This is a genomic window from Enterococcus sp. FDAARGOS_553, assembly GCF_003812305.1.
GTDB lineage: Bacteria > Bacillota > Bacilli > Lactobacillales > Enterococcaceae > Enterococcus_D > Enterococcus_D gallinarum.
This window is the reverse complement of sequence record NZ_CP033740.1, coordinates 2,825,131-2,843,208: the sequence shown is the minus strand read 5'-3', so window position 1 is coordinate 2,843,208 and position 18,078 is coordinate 2,825,131. Positions and strand designations below refer to the sequence as shown.

Annotated in this window: 15 protein-coding genes and 1 pseudogene; 15 read left to right on the top strand and 1 reads right to left on the bottom strand. The window is 40.6% G+C overall.

The features are described 5' to 3' along the window. Positions 1–38 precede the first annotated feature (38 nt). The 10 genes and pseudogenes from thrS (at position 39) to EGX73_RS14010 (ending at position 10,055) form a co-directional block, all read left to right on the top strand. Positions 39–1,979 carry a threonine--tRNA ligase gene (gene thrS, locus EGX73_RS14055; RefSeq protein ID WP_041119746.1) on the top strand — a complete coding sequence of 647 codons (1,941 nt, stop codon included), beginning with the start codon at positions 39–41 and terminating at the stop codon, positions 1,977–1,979. 306 nt (positions 1,980–2,285) lie between these two features. Next, entirely contained in the window at positions 2,286–2,702 is a 417-nt protein-coding gene (locus EGX73_RS14050; protein ID WP_003126374.1) for a DUF4234 domain-containing protein, read from the top strand. Next, positions 2,687–3,040, top strand: a complete 354-nt coding sequence (locus EGX73_RS14045) for a DUF2752 domain-containing protein (RefSeq protein ID WP_034704326.1) — start codon at positions 2,687–2,689, stop codon at positions 3,038–3,040. The genes EGX73_RS14050 and EGX73_RS14045 overlap by 16 nt, the downstream gene beginning before the upstream one ends. A 246-nt stretch (positions 3,041–3,286) precedes the next feature. Further along, positions 3,287–3,760 carry a ribosome maturation factor RimP gene (gene rimP / locus EGX73_RS14040; protein ID WP_003126376.1) on the top strand — a complete coding sequence of 158 codons (474 nt, stop codon included), beginning with the start codon at positions 3,287–3,289 and terminating at the stop codon, positions 3,758–3,760. A 21-nt stretch (positions 3,761–3,781) separates the two neighbouring features. Continuing rightward, on the top strand, positions 3,782–4,978 hold the full coding sequence (nusA, locus tag EGX73_RS14035) for a transcription termination factor NusA (RefSeq protein WP_003126377.1): 1,197 nt from the start codon (positions 3,782–3,784) through the stop codon (positions 4,976–4,978). A gap of 17 nt (positions 4,979–4,995) precedes the next feature. Further along, the gene (locus tag EGX73_RS14030; RefSeq protein ID WP_003126378.1) at positions 4,996–5,292 is read left to right on the top strand and encodes a YlxR family protein; all 297 of its coding nucleotides are present in this window, start codon (positions 4,996–4,998) and stop codon (positions 5,290–5,292) included. Beyond that, positions 5,285–5,587: a YlxQ-related RNA-binding protein gene (locus tag EGX73_RS14025; RefSeq protein ID WP_005471295.1), complete on the top strand. Its 303-nt coding sequence runs from the start codon at positions 5,285–5,287 to the stop codon at positions 5,585–5,587. The genes EGX73_RS14030 and EGX73_RS14025 overlap by 8 nt, the downstream gene beginning before the upstream one ends. A gap of 12 nt (positions 5,588–5,599) precedes the next feature. Beyond that, complete coding sequence (gene infB / locus EGX73_RS14020; protein WP_123867020.1) at positions 5,600–8,179, top strand: translation initiation factor IF-2; 2,580 nt, start codon at positions 5,600–5,602, stop codon at positions 8,177–8,179. A 28-nt stretch (positions 8,180–8,207) separates the two neighbouring features. Beyond that, positions 8,208–8,558 carry a 30S ribosome-binding factor RbfA gene (rbfA, locus tag EGX73_RS14015; RefSeq protein WP_005471299.1) on the top strand — a complete coding sequence of 117 codons (351 nt, stop codon included), beginning with the start codon at positions 8,208–8,210 and terminating at the stop codon, positions 8,556–8,558. An 85-nt stretch (positions 8,559–8,643) separates the two neighbouring features. Continuing rightward, positions 8,644–10,055 (top strand): annotated as a pseudogene (locus tag EGX73_RS14010) (IS3 family transposase). Between the two features lie 151 nt (positions 10,056–10,206). Here the strand turns inward: EGX73_RS14010 and EGX73_RS14005 are convergent. Continuing rightward, positions 10,207–10,776, bottom strand: coding sequence for a phosphatase PAP2 family protein (locus EGX73_RS14005; RefSeq protein WP_005471304.1), 570 nt, complete (start codon positions 10,774–10,776; stop codon positions 10,207–10,209). A 124-nt stretch (positions 10,777–10,900) separates the two neighbouring features. Here EGX73_RS14005 and truB point away from each other — a divergent pair, with 124 nt between their 5' ends. The 5 genes from truB to iadA all read left to right on the top strand — a co-directional run bounded on the left by truB (position 10,901) and on the right by iadA (position 18,026). After that, the gene (gene truB, locus EGX73_RS14000; protein ID WP_029486752.1) at positions 10,901–11,830 is read left to right on the top strand and encodes a tRNA pseudouridine(55) synthase TruB; all 930 of its coding nucleotides are present in this window, start codon (positions 10,901–10,903) and stop codon (positions 11,828–11,830) included. 2 nt (positions 11,831–11,832) lie between these two features. After that, positions 11,833–12,771, top strand: coding sequence for a riboflavin biosynthesis protein RibF (gene ribF, locus EGX73_RS13995; protein ID WP_003126385.1), 939 nt, complete (start codon positions 11,833–11,835; stop codon positions 12,769–12,771). 687 nt (positions 12,772–13,458) lie between these two features. Beyond that, entirely contained in the window at positions 13,459–14,883 is a 1,425-nt protein-coding gene (locus EGX73_RS13990; RefSeq protein ID WP_003126386.1) for an APC family permease, read from the top strand. 250 nt (positions 14,884–15,133) lie between these two features. Next, on the top strand, positions 15,134–16,825 hold the full coding sequence (gene yfcC / locus EGX73_RS13985; protein ID WP_227760841.1) for a putative basic amino acid antiporter YfcC: 1,692 nt from the start codon (positions 15,134–15,136) through the stop codon (positions 16,823–16,825). Between the two features lie 16 nt (positions 16,826–16,841). Beyond that, positions 16,842–18,026, top strand: a complete 1,185-nt coding sequence (iadA, locus tag EGX73_RS13980; protein ID WP_096711060.1) for a beta-aspartyl-peptidase — start codon at positions 16,842–16,844, stop codon at positions 18,024–18,026. Positions 18,027–18,078 lie beyond the last annotated feature (52 nt).

Sequence of the window (18,078 nt, the reverse complement as noted above, 5' to 3'; positions counted from 1 at the left end):
TCATTCATTGATCAAATAAATCAGTAGGGGGAAAACAAATGACACTAACAATTACATTCCCAGATGGGGCGAAAAAAGAATTTGCAGTTGGCATCACAACAAAAGAAATTGCTGAAGGAATCTCTAAAAGTTTAGCGAAAAAAGCCTTAGCAGGAAAGGTCAATGGTCAGTTGATTGATCTTGATCGAGGGATTGAAGAGGATGCACAAATCGAAATCGTCACACCGGATCATGAGGATGCTTTAGGCTTGGTTCGCCATTCAGCAGCTCACTTAATGGCTCAGGCGATGCGTCGCCTTTATCCAAACATTCATTTTGGCGTGGGACCAGCTATCGATACAGGATTCTATTATGATACAGATAATGGAGAAAGCCCTGTAACTGCCGAAGATTTACCAGCAATTGAAGCAGAAATGATGAAAATCGTTAAAGAAAATCTACCGATCGAACGTCGTGTATTATCGAAAAAAGAAGCTTTAGAACTATTTGCTGAAGATCCATATAAAGTAGAATTGATCAGTGAACTACCAGAAGATGAAACGATTACTGCCTATCAACAAGGAGAGTTTGTTGATCTATGTCGCGGGCCTCACGTGCCATCAACAGGACGGATTCAAGTGTTCAAACTTTTATCTGTGGCAGGAGCTTACTGGCGTGGAAATTCAAATAACCAAATGATGCAACGGGTCTATGGAACAGCGTTCTTTGACAAAAAAGAGTTGAAAGAATTCATTCGTTTACGAGAAGAAGCCAAAGAGCGGGATCACCGCAAGCTAGGGAAAGAGTTAGACTTATTCATGCTCTCTCCAGAAGTTGGTGCTGGTCTACCATTTTGGTTGCCAAAAGGTGCAACCATTCGTCGTACCATTGAGCGCTACATCGTGGACAAAGAAGTAAGCTTGGGTTACCAACACGTTTATACACCAATCATGGCCAATGTTGACCTTTATAAGACTTCAGGACACTGGGATCATTATCATGAAGATATGTTTCCGCCAATGGACATGGGAGATGGGGAAATGCTCGTTCTTCGTCCAATGAATTGCCCTCATCATATGATGGTCTACAAAAACGATATTCACTCTTATCGTGAATTGCCGATTCGAATCGCTGAATTAGGGATGATGCACCGTTACGAAAAATCTGGCGCTCTTTCTGGGTTGCAACGGGTTCGGGAAATGACTCTAAATGATGGACATACATTTGTTCGTCCTGATCAAATCAAAGATGAATTCAAACGGACTTTGGATTTGATGGTTGAAGTCTATAAAGATTTCAATGTAACAGATTACCGCTTCCGTTTAAGCTATCGTGATCCAGAAAACAAAGATAAATACTTTGATGATGATGCGATGTGGGAAAATGCCCAAACCATGCTGAAAGCAGCGATGGATGAATTGAATTTGGATTATTTCGAAGCAGAAGGGGAAGCAGCGTTCTATGGTCCAAAATTAGACGTTCAAGTAAAAACTGCTTTGGGCATGGAAGAAACGCTTTCCACGATCCAATTAGATTTCTTATTACCAGAACGTTTCGACTTAACTTATGTTGGTGAAGATGGTGAAAATACACATCGTCCAGTCGTGATCCATCGCGGGATCGTTTCAACAATGGAACGTTTCGTTGCCTACTTAACAGAAGTTTACAAAGGCGCATTTCCAACTTGGTTGGCACCGATCCAAGCAACGATCATTCCTGTTTCAGTCGATGCACACAGCGATTATGCTTATGAGATCAAAGAACGTCTTCAATCACAAGGTTTACGTGTGGAAGTGGACGATCGCAATGAAAAAATGGGCTACAAAATTCGCGCATCACAAATGCAAAAAATTCCTTATCAGTTAGTTGTCGGAGACCAAGAAGTCAAAGATGCAACTGTCAATATTCGTCGTTACGGCAGCAAAGAAACGAACGTTGAAGAACTAAATATCTTTGTTGATGCAATGGCAGCAGAAGTAAAAAATTATAGTCGCGCATAAATCAATTAAAAGGATTATAATAAAAGGATTGTAATAAAAGGTTTGTAATAGAAGCAAAAAATGAGACTATCCGAATGACAGTGGAAAAAAAGTGTTTGTCCAGCTGGCGTTATTACTGGTGACTAGTTGGAGATTAACAGCATCCCAATGTCCTTCAGAGGTTTCGTTTATTAAAAAGCTTAGATTACATCCTTTTTTTTCATTATTATTGAAATAAATTTCCTTTAAAAGGACTTTCCACTTTTTTGGATTGGTGTATAATTGGAAGAAAAGTAAAAAGATTCAATCTTTTAGAAGGAGTAACCGATGTATCAAAATTATCAATCCAAGAAAAAGTCCATTTTAATGGTGATTTTACTAACTATTATTACTTGCGGCATCTATTCACTTTTCTGGCTATACCAAACCACGCAAGATTTGACAGAATATAGTGAAGATTATCGCCTTACCCCAGGCATGTCTGTGTTGTTGACGATCATTACTTGCGGGTTGTACCAAATTTATTGGTGGTATCGAATCGCGGACATTTTTATCACTGCACAGGAAAAAACGAAATTTCCACGTATCAATGATAATAAAGTGTTGTTTGTTGTCTTAGCGATTTTTGGTTTGGACATTATCAATATGGCCATTTTACAATCGGATATGAATCAAGTGTGGGAGTCTGCAGATTCTGCAAGCCAATCAGTTACTCAAGACACTGATGATTGGACCGATTATTAATGTGTCCGTTTAAACTGCTGACGGGGGTTCCTTGCCCTGGATGTGGAATGACTCGCGCCTATTTGCATCTTTTTGAAGGTGACATACAAGGCGCTTTTTATTTTCATCCACTTTTTTGGCTCATTCCTTTGCTAGTGTTACTTGTCATTTTCTGGAAAAAGCCCATGGTTCAGCGTATCAATCAAAATCGCTACTTTTGGCTTGGACTGATGATTGCTGTTCTGGGCGTTTATGGCTACCGCATGTGGCACTTTTTTCCTGATCAAGCGCCGATGGACTTTGATCCGAAAGCTTTGCTTCCACAAGTCATCACGAAGCTTGTCGCCTTCATTGCTTGAATCAAGAAAGACAGCTGCCTATTTTGAGATAGAGGGAACAAGGAAGTATTCTGAAGGAAGAAATCTTAAGAAATAGGATGTAAAATTTTCAGAAAAAGCCACAAAATGCTAGGATACTTGAATTTGTTAGTAAACTATGTTATATTTACATAGTAATGATACTTAGAGTGAGTGAGCGGTTTTTTCGCTCACTCTTTTTAATGGAATGAAGTTCGTTTCGTTGAGAAATAAAGGAGGCGATGTCGTGTGAGTACAGTGGTGGAAACTGTCACAACAATTGTGACCCCCATTCTGGAAGCGCAAAATTTTGAATTAGTTGAGGTAGAATTTGTTAAGGAAGGAAAAAGCTGGTTTCTAAGGGTGTTTATTGACAAAGAGGGCGGAATCGATATTGAAGAATGTGCCTTTGTCAGTGAACAACTGAGTGATAAATTGGATGCCTGTGATCCAGATCCGATCCCACAAGCCTATTTCTTAGAGGTATCCTCGCCTGGTGCTGAACGCCCCCTCAAAAAAGAAGAGGACTATCACCGTGCAGTTGGAGAATATATCCATCTTTCCTTGTATCAGCCGGTGGAAGGCGAAAAGCAATTTGAAGGCTTTTTGCAGTCCTTTGATGAAGAACAACTAGTCATTAAGATTCGAATCAAAACAAGAGAAAAAGAACTAACGATCGAACGGAAAAATATTGCCAAAGCTCGTTTAGCAATCCAATTTTAAACACGGAGGAATGGAAGAATCATGAGTAAAGAAATGTTAAATGCACTTGATGCATTGGAAGCAGAAAAAGGCATTTCAAAAGAGATCGTCATTGACGCATTGGAAGCCGCGTTAGTGTCAGCGTACAAACGTCATTATGGTCAAGCGCAAAATGTAGAAGTTGAATTTGACCAGAAAAAAGGCAATATTCACGTTTATGCAGTCAAAGAAGTGACCGAAGAAGTAATGGACTCTCAATTGGAAGTGTCTTTGAAAGAAGCCATGACGATCAATCCTGCTTACGAGATTGGCGATAAGATCCGTTTCGAAGTGACCCCGAAAGATTTTGGCCGGATAGCTGCTCAAACAGCAAAACAGGTCATTTTGCAACGGGTGCGCGAGGCAGAACGGACAATCATCTACAATGAATTCAGTGCCTATGAAAAAGATATCCTGCAAGGGATCGTTGAACGTCAGGACAATCGCTATATCTATGTGAACCTTGGAAAAATCGAAGCAGTATTATCAAAACAAGATCAAATGCCAAATGAATTCTATCAACCTCACGATCGGATCAAAGTATTTGTTTCTCGGGTCGAAAATACTTCGAAAGGGCCTCAAGTTTTTGTAAGCCGTAGTCATCCTGATTTATTACGCCGTTTATTTGAACAAGAAGTACCGGAAGTTTATGATGGTACAGTTGAAATCGTCAGCATTGCCAGAGAAGCAGGAGACCGCTCTAAAGTAGCTGTGCGCTCATTTGATGCTAATGTCGATCCTGTCGGAACTTGTGTTGGTCCAAAGGGACAACGGGTTCAAGCAATTGTCAATGAATTAAAAGGTGAGAACATGGATATTGTTGAGTGGAATGATGATCCAGCGGTATTTATTGCAAATGCATTGAATCCAGCAGAAGTGACTGATGTTATTTTTGATGTGGATAATCCGAAAGCTTGTACGGTGGTCGTACCTGATTATCAGCTATCGCTTGCCATTGGTAAACGAGGACAAAATGCCCGTTTGGCTGCGAAATTGACTGGCTTTAAGATCGATATCAAATCGGAGTCAGACATGGAAGAATTTTATGCAAAATTAGAAGAAGGCGCCTATATCGATGAAGGCGAGGCTGTTGAAAGTCAAGAAAGCACTATCGAAGATAATGAGTCTCACGACGAAATGATCATTGCTTCTGATATGACGGCAGACGATTACGAAAACATGGATTTTGACGAAAAATAAGTCAAGGAGAGATCGCGATGAAAAAACGAAAAATTCCTTTACGAAAATCTGTTGTTTCAGGGGAAATGATTCCCAAAAAAGAAATGCTGCGCATCACCCGTTCGAAAGAAGGAACAGTTGCGATCGATCCATCCGGCAAGATGCCGGGTCGAGGAGCGTACATCGCTATCGAACCAGAGGAAGCGCAATTAGCTTGGGATAAGCGGATCTTGGATAGAGTATTAGAGACGAAATTGTCAGATGAATTTTATCAAGAACTCTTAGACTATGTGACGCATCAAAAAGCCCGAAGAGAGTTATTTGCAAATGAATAAACAAAAAGCATTGAATATGTTAGGACTAGCCATGCGTGCTGGGAAATTGATCACTGGCGAAGAGATGACGTTAAAAGAGATTCGTCAACAACGAGCAGCTCTCGTACTTGTCGCTAGTGACGCTGGTAAAAATACACAAAAGAAAATAAAGGACAAAAGTTCTTATTATGAAATTCCGCTCCTAGATACATTTTCTGCCGATGAAATCAGTTCAGCCATTGGCAAACCGCGAATGGTGGTGGGCATTCTAGATGCAGGATTTGCAAAGAAGGTGCAGGAATTAATATTAGGTTAGGAAGGTGATTGCATGGGAAAAAAAAGAATTTATGAACTTGCAAAAGAATGGAACAAATCGAGCAAAGAGGTTGTTGAAAAAGCACAATCTTTAGGCTTTGATGTGAAAAATCACATGGGCGCGATCTCAGATGGAGAGGCGCAAAAATTGCGGCAGTCATTAGGCGGCAATCCAAATGATCGATCATCAGCAAAACCAACTCCCGCAAATCAGAAACCAGCCAACCAGCCGGAAAAACAAGAGCAAAAGAAATTTAAAACGCAGAGAAATAATCCTAACTTCCAGAACCGACACAATAATCAAGGGCAGCGGAACACGACGAATTCTCGTCCTAATGGTCAAGGACAACCCAACCGCCCAATAAGTCAAAACAACGGATCAACAAATCAAGGAAGTAATCGACCAAATAACCAAGGAAGTCAAAATCGAGTGAATAACCAAGAAAATCGTAACAATCAAGGACAACAGAATCGTCCAACGAACCAAAATAGAACACAAGGACAACAAAACCGTCCTAGCGGTCAAGGGCAACAAAATCGCCCAGCACAGGGACAACAAAATCATCCGAACCAAGGAAATCAAAGTCAAAATCGCCCAGCACAAGGACAACAAAGTCGTCCAAACCAAGGGGCTAGCAGTCAAGGAACACAAAGCCGTCCAGCTGGTGATAACCAAAATCGCGGTGGAAATCAAAACCGTGGTAAGTCAAACTACAACGGACGCAACAATAATTTCAATAACAATAACCGCAACAAGTTTAACAAAAAAGGGAAAAAAGGTCGTCAACAGCAAGAGAAAAAACCACCTGTTCCAGCACGTAAATTCCGTGAATTACCAGAAGTATTGGAATATACAGAAGGCATGAATGTAGCGGATATCGCGAAAAAAATCTATCGTGAACCTGCTGAGATCATCAAGAAGTTGTTTATGATGGAAGTTATGGTCAATCAAAACCAACCATTGGATAAAGATACGATCGAATTGTTAGCAACTGATTACGGTATTGAACCACAAGAAAAAGTTCAAATCGACATCGCGGATATCGATAAATTCTTTGAACCAGAAGAACAAAACAAAGAAAATCTTGTTTCTCGTCCGCCGGTAGTTACCATCATGGGACACGTTGACCACGGGAAAACAACGTTATTAGACACATTGCGCCATTCTCGTGTGACAAGCGGAGAAGCTGGTGGGATCACGCAGCATATCGGTGCTTATCAAATCGATATCGATGGCAAACCAATTACTTTCTTGGATACTCCTGGACACGCGGCCTTCACAAGTATGCGGGCACGGGGAGCAAGTATCACTGATATTACGATTTTAGTTGTAGCAGCAGATGACGGTGTAATGCCACAAACTGTCGAAGCAATCAACCACGCTAAAGCAGCAAAAGTACCAATCATCGTTGCGGTTAACAAAATCGATAAACCAGGTGCGAACCCGCAACATGTCATGCAAGAATTAAGTGAATATGAATTGATTCCAGAAGCCTGGGGTGGCGATACCATCTTTGTAGAAATCTCTGCTAAATTTGGTCAAAATATTGAAGAATTGCTGGAAATGATTTTACTTGTTGCTGAAGTAGAAGATTTGAAAGCAGATCCATCACAACGGGCGATCGGTACAGTGATCGAAGCTCGTCTGGATAAAGGAAAAGGTCCGGTTGCTACCTTATTGGTACAGCAAGGAACGTTACATGTAGGTGATCCTATCGTCGTCGGGAACACATTCGGTCGAGTTCGTGTGATGACCAACGATTTAGGCCGTCGGGACAAAACAGCGGGACCAGCTACACCAGTTGAAATTACCGGATTGAATGATGTGCCGCAAGCGGGTGATCGATTCGTTACATTTGAAGACGAAAAGACAGCTCGTGCAGCAGGGGAAGAACGCGCGAAACGCGCCGTGATGGAACAACGCGCTTCCAGCAGCCGGGTAACGCTTGACAATCTGTTTGAAAGCCTAAAAGAAGGCGAATTAAAAGAAGTCAATGTAATCATTAAAGCGGATGTTCAAGGTTCTGCTGAAGCGTTGGGTGCTTCATTGAAGAAAATCGATGTAGAAGGCGTTCGGGTCAATATTGTCCATTCAGCAGTTGGAGCAGTCAATGAAAGTGACGTGACACTTGCAGCAGCAAGTAACGCGATCATTATTGGTTTCAATGTGCGGCCAACTCCGCAAGCTAAACAACAAGCCGAAGCCGAAGAAGTCGATATTCGTTTACACCGAATCATTTACAAAGCTATCGAAGAAATCGAAACAGCGATGAAAGGGATGCTTGATCCTGAATTTGAGGAAAAAATCACTGGTCAAATGATCGTTCGTGAAACCTACAAAGTTTCTAAAGTTGGTACGATCGCCGGTTGTTATGTAACGGAAGGCAGCATTCGCCGTGACAGCGGTGTGCGGGTAATCCGTGACGGCATCGTGATCTATGAAGGAAAATTAGCTAGTTTGAAACGTTTCAAAGATGACGTGAAAGAAGTAAAACTAGGCTTTGAATGTGGTGCCATGATCGAGAAATTCAATGATGTCAAAGTAGATGATGTGATTGAAGGCTACGTAATGGAAGAAGTACCAATGAATTAAGACACTAGTTATCAGGGAGGTTTTTTGAATGGCTAATTATCGTGACCGTAGAGTTGCCCAAGAAATCTTAAAAGAAGTGAATCAAATACTTCGTAAGAAAGTCCGTGATCCTCGTGTTCAAGATGTTACCATCACAGATGTTCGCGTGACAGGGGACTTGCAGCAAGCAACGATTTTTTACAGCACTTTGAGTGATCTTGCATCTGAAAAGCAAAAAGCACAAGCCGGATTAGAGAAAGCAACAGGGTTAGTCCGTCGTGAATTGGGACAGGCACTGTCATTATATAAAGTTCCGGAGTTGCAATTTGAACTAGATGAATCTGTTCAATATGGAAATAAGATCGATGAAATGATTCGCGATTTGCATAAAGGCGAATAAAGAATCACATAAAAAAAGGCCGCGTATATGAAGCGACCCCCAAAAGTTAGACCAAAAAATCTAACTTTTGGGGGTCGTTATTTGTATGGCAAAATATCCTTTTGAATTAAAACTAAAAATCGTTAAAGAATATCTTAGTGACGTGGGCGGATATCGGTATCTTGCCAACAAATACGGTATTTCAAGCAAATCTCAAGTAAGTAATTGGGTGAATGTCTATCGTGAATACGGAGAGGAAGGTCTATTGAGAAAGCATCAAAATCAGAAATATTCTGTTCAATTTAAGTTAAATGCGCTAGAGTTATATCAAACAAGTGAGATGTCCTATCGAGAAGTTGCTAGCACTTTAGAAATGAACAACCCTGCGCTTATTGCCAATTGGATGCGTAATTTCAGAGAAGCAGGTATTGAGGGGCTCTCAAAAGAGAAAGGGCGACCACTTACTTTGACTAGAAAAAAAGAAAACAAAAAAGAAAATACAACAACTGAAGAACGCGATCGTATCAAGGCATTAGAAAAGCAAGTCCGATCCCTTCAAATTGAGAATGCCTTTTTAAAAGAGTTGAGGAAGCTGCGAAAACAGGAAGCCCAGCAAAGACGCAAGAATCAATCGCACGAATCATCGCCAGCCTCCGAGGATCATTCAAACTAGTTGAGCTTCTTGAAACATTGAAATTTCCTAAAGCAACCTATATGTATTGGCAGAAACGGTTTGACAGACCAAACCCAGACCAAGAAATTGAAGAAAAAATGCTTGAAATTCGCAAAGATCATAAAGATTACGGCTGTCTGCGACTAAAAAAAGAATTAGAGAATCAAGGGATTCATGTCAATAAAAAGAAGATTCAACGTCTGATAAAAAAACTAGGTATCGAAGTAAAGTCTTACACTCGAAAATCTCGACGGTACAATTCTTATCGTGGGAAGGTTGGCACTGTCGCCAAAAATCGTATTCATCGTCGGTTTTATACAAATATCTGTCACCAAAAAATTACAACTGATACCACAGAGTTTAAGTATTATGAAGTAGACACCACAGGTGTCGTTCGTCAGAAAAAGCTGTATTTAGATCCTTTCATGGATTTCTACAATAGTGAAATTCTATCTTATCGGATTTCTGAAAAACCAATCGCACTAGCCATAATGGAAGGATTAGAAGAAGCAATCCAGATGACAAATGATTGTCCATTTCGTAGAACCTTCCATTCAGATCAAGGATGGGCCTATCAAATGAATGCTTATAAGAATAAATTGAAGCAGCATAAAATCTTCCAGAGTATGTCTCGTAAAGGGAATTGTTTAGATAACTCACCTATGGAAAACTTCTTTGGTTTATTAAAGCAAGAGATTTTTCACGGAGAAGTCTATCGGAGTTTAGATGAATTGAAAACAAAAATTGACCAATATATCTATTATTACAACCATAAACGCATCAAAAAGAAATTAAATTGGCGAAGTCCGGTTCAGTTTCGAGAAGCTGTAAAAACAGCTGTCTAACAGTTAATCTTATCATACAAAAAAGGAGTGGATTTCTCCACTCCATAAAAGTCTAACTTTTGGAGGTCGCTTCAATATGCGGTCTTTTTTTTATTACTGAGAGGTGAGGCTATTCTATAATGATCAAACAGATACTGTGCAAGGCCAAAAATCATAACAAAATGGTGATCAATGCAGCAACTGCTAATCCTAAAAACCACCCACCGATAACATCTGTCAAAAAATGGATCCCTAAATAAACGCGACTGAACCCAATCATAAAACTGAGCAGGACCGCAAGAATGCTCATGGGCAGAACAGCAGGTGGCAAAAGAAAAGCCATATTCATCGCTGCAGTTCCATAAAGTGCGGCAGAAGTAGCAGCATGGGCACTAGGGAAGCTGTGGTCTTTTTCTTCGACTAACCGATGATCGTTTGGTCGTTCTCTGCGGACGATCCGTTTAATCAGATAAGCGAATGCAGAGACAAGTAAGACACTCGCTGCTGCTTTCGGCGCTAGGATAGTTTGTGTAGCTGGAAAAACATAAAGCAATAACAATAAGATGATCGTGGGCAATGCTTTACCGAAATTTGTAAAAAAGAGCATCATCCGTGTTAAAGCAGGTGTTCGGCTCTTGATAACAAATAAAGCCAGTGCCTCCTCTTGTTGTTGCAGCGTACCACGTTGAACCAAATATAAAAAAAGTATGAAACCAATCAATGAACAAACGAATACAATCATGTGGCACCTCCTTATAATATAAGTGTATCATGAACGAATATCATTCTGAAAGACTTTAAGACCATACTAAGTTTTTTTAGAATATGGTATAATGGTCAAGTTGAAAAAGAAGCGGAGGGATACTATGGATGGAATTTTGCCATTATGGAAAGACCGTGGTCAAACCAGTCACGACTGTGTCTTTAAACTACGAAAAATTTTACATACAAAAAAAGTCGGACACAGTGGAACCCTAGATCCTGATGTAGACGGTGTATTGCCGATCTGCATTGGCAAAGGAACCAAAGTCGTGGAATACTTGGTGGATTCCGGAAAGATATATACAGGAGAAATCACGCTAGGTTTTTCCACAACGACCGAAGACCGTTCGGGTGAAGTTGTTGAAAGGACGCCTTTAGCAAAACCTTTTACTACAGCAGAAGTCGATCGTGCAATGGCAAGTTTGACTGGTGAAATTACCCAAATTCCGCCAATGTATTCCGCAGTTAAAGTCAATGGGAAACGTTTGTATGAATATGCCCGGGCAAATGAAGAAGTGCAGCGTCCAAAACGGCAAGCTTTGATTCATTCATTTAAGCGGATCAGCGATCTAATCTTTGATGAGACAAGTGGCACCCAATCGTGGCGGTTTCAAGTAAGCTGTGGGAAAGGAACGTATGTCCGTACGTTAGCCGTCGATACGGGTGCTGCTTTGGGAGTAGCCTCTCATATGTCTGACTTGACACGGTTAGCAAGCGGCGGCTTTACCAAAGATCAATCTGTTACGCTTGCAGAAGTTCGTGAAGCAATGGAATCAGGGCGAATCAATGAGTTGCTGCAGCCCATTGAATATGGGGTAAGCGGGTTTCCCAAAATTGCAATTGATGAGAAGTTGTGGCAGAATGTCAAGAATGGCATGCCCTTGCCATATCATAGTTTTGGTCTTCAAGAACCTCCTGCAACACCTGTGGCATTGTTTTATCAAGATAAAGTCGTTAGTATCTATATGCCGCATCAAAGGAAACAGGGGCTATTAAAACCTGCGAAAGTTATTCGTACAGAAATAGGAGAGTAAGAATGGAAATTATCGAGCTACGTCATCCATATAATAAAGATGTCATTCCATCAGAACCTGTCGTTTTGGTTCTAGGCTTTTTTGACGGTGTGCATCTAGGTCATCAAAAAGTTATTGAAACAGGAAAAGCAGCAGCAAAAGAAAAAGGATTGAAGCTGGCATTGATGACATTCAATCAGCATCCATCTATTGTCTTTCAAAAAGTGGATCCTGAGGCAATGCAATATCTAACCAGCTTATCACAAAAAGAAGCCCATATGGCTGATTTAGGAGTCGACTATCTTTACGAAGTGGATTTCACTTCAGCTTTTGCAAATTTAGCGCCGCAAGTCTTTGTCGATCAATACATGGTAGGTTTACATGCGGAAGTGGTCGTGGCTGGATTCGATTATACCTATGGAAAGAAAGAGACAGCAAACATGGCACTTTTACCTTCTTATGCCCAAGGCCGTTTTGAAGTGATTACCGTTCCCAAGGAAACTTTGGCAGGGGAGAAAGTCAGCTCAACAAGAATCCGCGCCGCTTTGCAGAACGGAGAAATGGCAGAAGCCAATCGACTGTTAGGTTATCCTTATGAGTTTGAAGGAACTGTCGTACATGGCGATGCCAGGGGACGCGAACTTGGCTTTCCGACAGCGAATATTAAAGTCAAAAGTACAGTGCGCCTCCCAAAAGAAGGTGTCTATGTTACCGAGCTTAAAGTAGGTGATCGCTGGTATCCGTCTATGGGATCGATTGGTCATAATGATACCTTTGGTCAAGGCCGACAATTAACAGTGGAGATCTATATTTTAGATTTCCATCAAGATATCTATGGAGAGACTGTTGCGATTCGCTGGCACCACTTTTTGAGAGATCAAGTTGCTTTTAGTGGCGCAGAAGCCTTGATTGAACAACTGCAACAAGACGAGATTGATACTAGGAAATACTTCGATAAATAAGAGCTACCTTTAGTACTCGTAAAAAATCTTAAGAGGATCGGAAAGTGTCAATCAAACTGATCTAATTAAGATTTTTTGTTATTTTAAATAATAGTTAAAATAGTTTTATGACGAATGTTATCGTTTTTATTGTAGTCTAGACAAAATATAAGTTGGTTTTTTTCTATTACTGTTCACTTTGTTTAGCGGGAAGAGTGGTGTAAGGGAATATCTTGCGTGAATAAAATTATTTTTCTAATCATTAATAGTTAAAAGTCTGAAAAATTCCAAAATTCTATTTTATCTTTTTTCTAAAAAATTTGTTTAGGCGCTAATTTCCAGTAAAGGAACGGAACGCAATAGGAGTTATTTTAATCTAAATAATGGTTTTTATCTCGTTATTTATATATCGCTTAACCCATTGTTAAAAAACGATGAAAATTGTTATTATTTTCTCTTGACCAAAATAATTTTGGGGTTTATTCTAAAATGAGGTGATGACTGAAACGAAATGAATGGTCAAAAAAATGATATTCTATTCCATTTCTGGTCAATGTTAATGACAGTTATCGAGAAGTTCGTTAGAAGTGAAAAAGCGTTGTGGACAGCTCATTCGACTTACAAATAAACTTTGCTCGATACATGGAAATCATGATCATTCGAGAATTCGGTTCGATCACTGAAATCATATGTTTAAAGGAGAAAGTAATGAACGAGAAACAATTGCGCTGGTATAATATTGCGCTAATGGCGTTTGTCTCTGTTTGGGGACTCGGAAATGTAGTGAACAACTATGCACAACAGGGATTGACTGTTGTTGTATCTTGGATCTTGATCATGGCATTATACTTTGTTCCCTACGCATTGAGTGTAGGTCAACTAGGATCAACGTTCAAGGAATCAAGCGGTGGTGTATCCTCTTGGATCAAAGAAACTTCAACCAAACGATTGGCCTTTTTCGCTGCTTGGACTTACTGGGTCGTTCACGTCCCATATCTCGCACAAAAACCACAAGGGATCCTGGTATCATTGAGTTGGTTATTTAAAGGAAACGGCTCTTTCGTATCGACTGTCGGATCAATGGAAGTCTCATTAATTTGTTTAGCTATTTTTCTTTTCTTTTTATGGATCGCATCTAAAGGATTGACTACATTGAAGATGATCGGTAATATTGCCGGAACAGCGATGTTTGTCATGTCGATCTTATTTATTATTTTAGCAGTAACAGCACCAGCGATGACTGGAGCTCAAGTAGCAACACCAAATATGACAACTGTTTCAACTTATATTCCTAAATTCGATTTTACTTACTTAACGACGATTTCGATGCTGGTGTTTGCGGTAGGTGGCTGTGAAAAAATTTCGCCTTACGTTAATAACACGAAAAACCCTGCCAAAGAATTTCCTAAAGGAATGATCTTTTTAGCCGGAATGGTCGCTTTATGTGCGTTACTAGGATCAATCGCAATGGGGATGCTGTTCGATGCAAACAATATTCCTAAAGATTTGATGGTAAATGGCGCTTATGAAGCATTCCAACGTCTTGGCAATTTCTATGGGATTGGCAATACATTTGTGATTCTTTATTCGATCGCCAATGCATTAGCGCAAATTTCAGCATTAGCATTTTCTATTGATGCGCCGTTGAAAATTTTGCTTTCTGATGCAGATCCAGAATTTGTACCAAATGGTTTGGCAAAATTGAACAAAAAAGGTACACCGATCAATGGATATATCATGACAGGGATCTTAGTCAGCATCTTGATCATCATTCCTGCGTTAGGTATCGGAAATATGACTGAATTGTATCGCTGGTTGTTGAACTTGAATTCGGTTGTGATGCCATTACGTTACTTATGGGTATTTGTAGCCTTCATGCTGATCAATAAACAAGCCCATCGATTCTCATCAGATTATAAGTTTGTTAAAAATACAAAACTAGGCTTTGGTATTGGTTTGTGGTGTTTCTTATTTACAGCATTTGCTTGTATCTTAGGGATGGTACCAAAATTAGATTATGCTGCTGATCCAAAAGCTTGGTTGTTCCAATTGTCATTGAATATCATCACACCGATCATCTTTATCTTGATTGGACTGATTTTACCAATGATCGCAAAACGTGTGAATAAATAGAAGATGCATCACCTAAAAGTCTTCAAGATATTTTACTGTCTTGAAGACTTTTTCTTGTCTATTACTTGTTTGGTACATCAGTGTTCTCCTAGCTTATTTCGCTAGAATTTACAACAAATTCTAATGGTTTCCCAATGAGTAAAGGGCAAAATTCCGCTATACTAAAAAAGATGGGAAATGATAATTTATGCAGTCAATGTATAAGGTGAAAGGGAGAAAATTGGTGAAAAAGAAAAAAGATTTAACAAAAATGAAAACGCCACACACGTATGTGATCATTTTTGGCGTAGTGCTGGTAGCATGGGTATTGACATTTCTGATTCCTGCCGGAAAATTCAGTACGGAAGAGATTGAATATGTTGATGCAAATGGTGAAGTGAGCACGCGAACGGTTTTGAAACAAGATTCATTCCGTTATGCGTATCCGCTTAATACCGATTTTGTCTTCGAGCAGTTAGAGAATTTAGAAGAAAATCCAGCAGAGCTAGAAGAATTGGGTGTCGATCAAGCAGCACTGCAAAGTGTGCTAGACGAAGGGGAGTCGAAACTTGATCAAGAAAAGCTCGATGAGCTCTCCCTAACGGATGATGTTCTTTATGAGTTATATGGAGATAAAATCTATGATACATCAGAAAAACTTCATAAGACAGCAAAGGTTTGGGGAACAGATGATTTTGGCGGTTTTGGTTTCTTGAACTTTGTGTTTGAAGGATTGGTTTCAGGAGATAAATATGGTTCCGCTGTCGGGATCGCTGCGTTGATCTTAGTAGTCGGTGGCGCATTTGGGATCATTATGAAGACCGGAGCGATTGATGCTGGGATTTTTGCCTTTATCAGTAAGACACGAGGATTAGAACGATTGGCTTTACCGCTTTTATTCTTTGCTTTTTCATTTGGAGGAGCAACTTTTGGGATGGCGGAAGAAGTAATTCCTTTTTCTATGGTCATGGTGCCATTTGTGATCGCACTTGGGTATGATTCGATCGTGGCGGTAACGGTCACCTATGTGGCCTCGCAAATCGGAAATGCAACTTCTTGGATGAGTCCGTTTAGTGTGGCGGTTGCGCAAGGGATCGCGGGTATCCCAGTTCTTTCAGGGGCAACTTTCCGAATTATCATGTGGGTAGTCATTACTGGCTTATCAGCTGCATATTTGATGGTGTATGCAGAACGTATTCGTAAGAATCCGGAGAAATCATTGACTTACAAATCGGATGCCTATTTCCGCGACCATATCCAGAAGACATCTGATGAAAACAAGCCGTTTCTTTTGGGGCATAAACTGATTTTGCTTGAAATGCTGGCAGTTTTGATTTGGATCGTCTGGGGAGTAACACAAAAAGGGTACTATATTCCAGAAATTGCTTCACAGTTCTTCGTGATGGGCTTAGGTGCAGGCCTGATTGCTGTGATCTTTAAGTTAGAAGACATGGGCTTGAACGATGTAGCAAGTGCTTTTCAATCAGGTGCAGCTGATTTGGCCGGAACAGCGATTGTTGTTGGGATGGCAAAAGGAATCCTGCTTGTTCTAGGTGGTTCTGATGCCAATGTGCCTTCAGCGTTGAATACGATCCTACACAGCATCGGCGGATTGCTAAGCGGTGTGCCAGCCTTTATTGGTGCTTGGTTCATGTATATTTTCCAAAGCTTATTTAATTTAGTTGTTACTTCGAACTCAGGTCAAGCAGCATTGACAATGCCGATCATGGCGCCATTAGCTGATCTTGTGGGTGTCTCCAGACAGATCGCCGTTTTAGCTTATCAATTAGGTTCCGGATTCATGGATGCATTCACTCCAGTATCTGCCAGTTTGATCGGTGTGCTTGGCGTTGCCCGAATCGAATGGGCAAAATGGGCGAAGTTCCAAATTAAAATGCAAGGATTTCTGTTTGTGTTAGGTACGATCTTTATCTTTATCGCTGTAGCGATTGGTCTGCAATAAGAGAGGAGCTGCGAGAATGAAACTTATTCGTCAAGCGGAAGTTTATGCACCAGAATATTTAGGAAAGAAAGATATTTTAGTGATCAATGACAAAATTGTTGCCATCGAAGATCAAATCAGTGGCGGCTTTGATCAACTAACTGTCGAAGAAATCGATGGTTCTTCATTGATTGCGACACCCGGATTCATCGATTGCCATTTCCATATCTTAGGTGGTGGCGGGGAAGGGGGCTACCAGAACCGAACGCCTGAAGTAACCCTTAGCCAGCTAACAACTGCTGGAGTCACAACGGTTGTCGGCTGTTTAGGAACCGATGGTGTTGGGCGTGATATGGTGGCATTGATCAGCAAAGCCAAAGGTTTAGAAGCGGAAGGAATCTCGACTTATGTCTATGACGGTTCGTATCGATTGCCTCTTGATCCAGTGACGGATTCATTGATCAAGGACTTTTTGACGATCGACAAAGTGATTGGCATTGGTGAAATTGCGGTCTCAGATCACCGTTCTTCACAACCTAGTTTTGAAGAATTTACTCGTGCTGTAGCAGATGCTCGAGTAGGGGGCATGCTCTCAGGAAAAGCAGGGATCATCAATGTGCATTTAGGTGGTGGCAAGCGACAATACGAACTCTTGCTACAAACTGTGGAGGAGACTGAGATCCCTATTAGTCAATTTTTACCGACTCATGCAAATCGGACAAGTGAGTTGTTTGAAGCAAGTATCGCTTTTGCTAAAATGGGCGGTACCATCGATTTTACCGCAAGTGAAGATCCTGATTTTTGGGAAAGAGAAGATGATGAAGTTCGCTTTAGTAAAGGGCTAAAACGTTTGTTAGACGAAGGTATCGGGTTGGATCAATTCACCATGACATCGGATGGTCAAGGAAGTCTGCCTTACTTTGATGAAAACAATCAATTCATTGGGCTTGGGGTAGGCAGTTCCCGAGCTTTAATGGTAGGAATCAAAGAAGCTGTACAAGTAGAACAGATTCCTTTGGAGATTGCATTGCGTGCAATTACTTCTAATCCAGCAAAGATTTTGAAGTTGGCTCAAAAAGGCCGGATCGCTCCTGGAATGGATGCCGATCTTTGCCTGTTGAATCAAGATACGCTAGATGTTGAAACGGTGATCGCTAAAGGAAAAGTGATGGTCGATAAAAAAAACGTGAAAGTCTGGGGAACCTTTGAACAATTAGTATAAAACAACCGTAAAAAGGCTCACCTGCAAGTTGATCATTTTGCAGGTGAGCGAT

Coding starts and splice junctions, on each gene's coding strand:
- thrS (WP_041119746.1), top strand. CDS start 39: ATGACACTAACAATTACATTCCCAGATGGGGCGAAAAAAGAATTTGCA.
- EGX73_RS14050 (WP_003126374.1), top strand. CDS start 2,286: ATGTATCAAAATTATCAATCCAAGAAAAAGTCCATTTTAATGGTGATT.
- nusA (WP_003126377.1), top strand. CDS start 3,782: ATGAGTAAAGAAATGTTAAATGCACTTGATGCATTGGAAGCAGAAAAA.
- EGX73_RS14030 (WP_003126378.1), top strand. CDS start 4,996: ATGAAAAAACGAAAAATTCCTTTACGAAAATCTGTTGTTTCAGGGGAA.
- EGX73_RS14025 (WP_005471295.1), top strand. CDS start 5,285: ATGAATAAACAAAAAGCATTGAATATGTTAGGACTAGCCATGCGTGCT.
- infB (WP_123867020.1), top strand. CDS start 5,600: ATGGGAAAAAAAAGAATTTATGAACTTGCAAAAGAATGGAACAAATCG.
- rbfA (WP_005471299.1), top strand. CDS start 8,208: ATGGCTAATTATCGTGACCGTAGAGTTGCCCAAGAAATCTTAAAAGAA.
- EGX73_RS14005 (WP_005471304.1), bottom strand. CDS start 10,776: ATGATTGTATTCGTTTGTTCATTGATTGGTTTCATACTTTTTTTATAT.
- truB (WP_029486752.1), top strand. CDS start 10,901: ATGGATGGAATTTTGCCATTATGGAAAGACCGTGGTCAAACCAGTCAC.
- ribF (WP_003126385.1), top strand. CDS start 11,833: ATGGAAATTATCGAGCTACGTCATCCATATAATAAAGATGTCATTCCA.
- EGX73_RS13990 (WP_003126386.1), top strand. CDS start 13,459: ATGAACGAGAAACAATTGCGCTGGTATAATATTGCGCTAATGGCGTTT.
- yfcC (WP_227760841.1), top strand. CDS start 15,134: ATGAAAACGCCACACACGTATGTGATCATTTTTGGCGTAGTGCTGGTA.
- iadA (WP_096711060.1), top strand. CDS start 16,842: ATGAAACTTATTCGTCAAGCGGAAGTTTATGCACCAGAATATTTAGGA.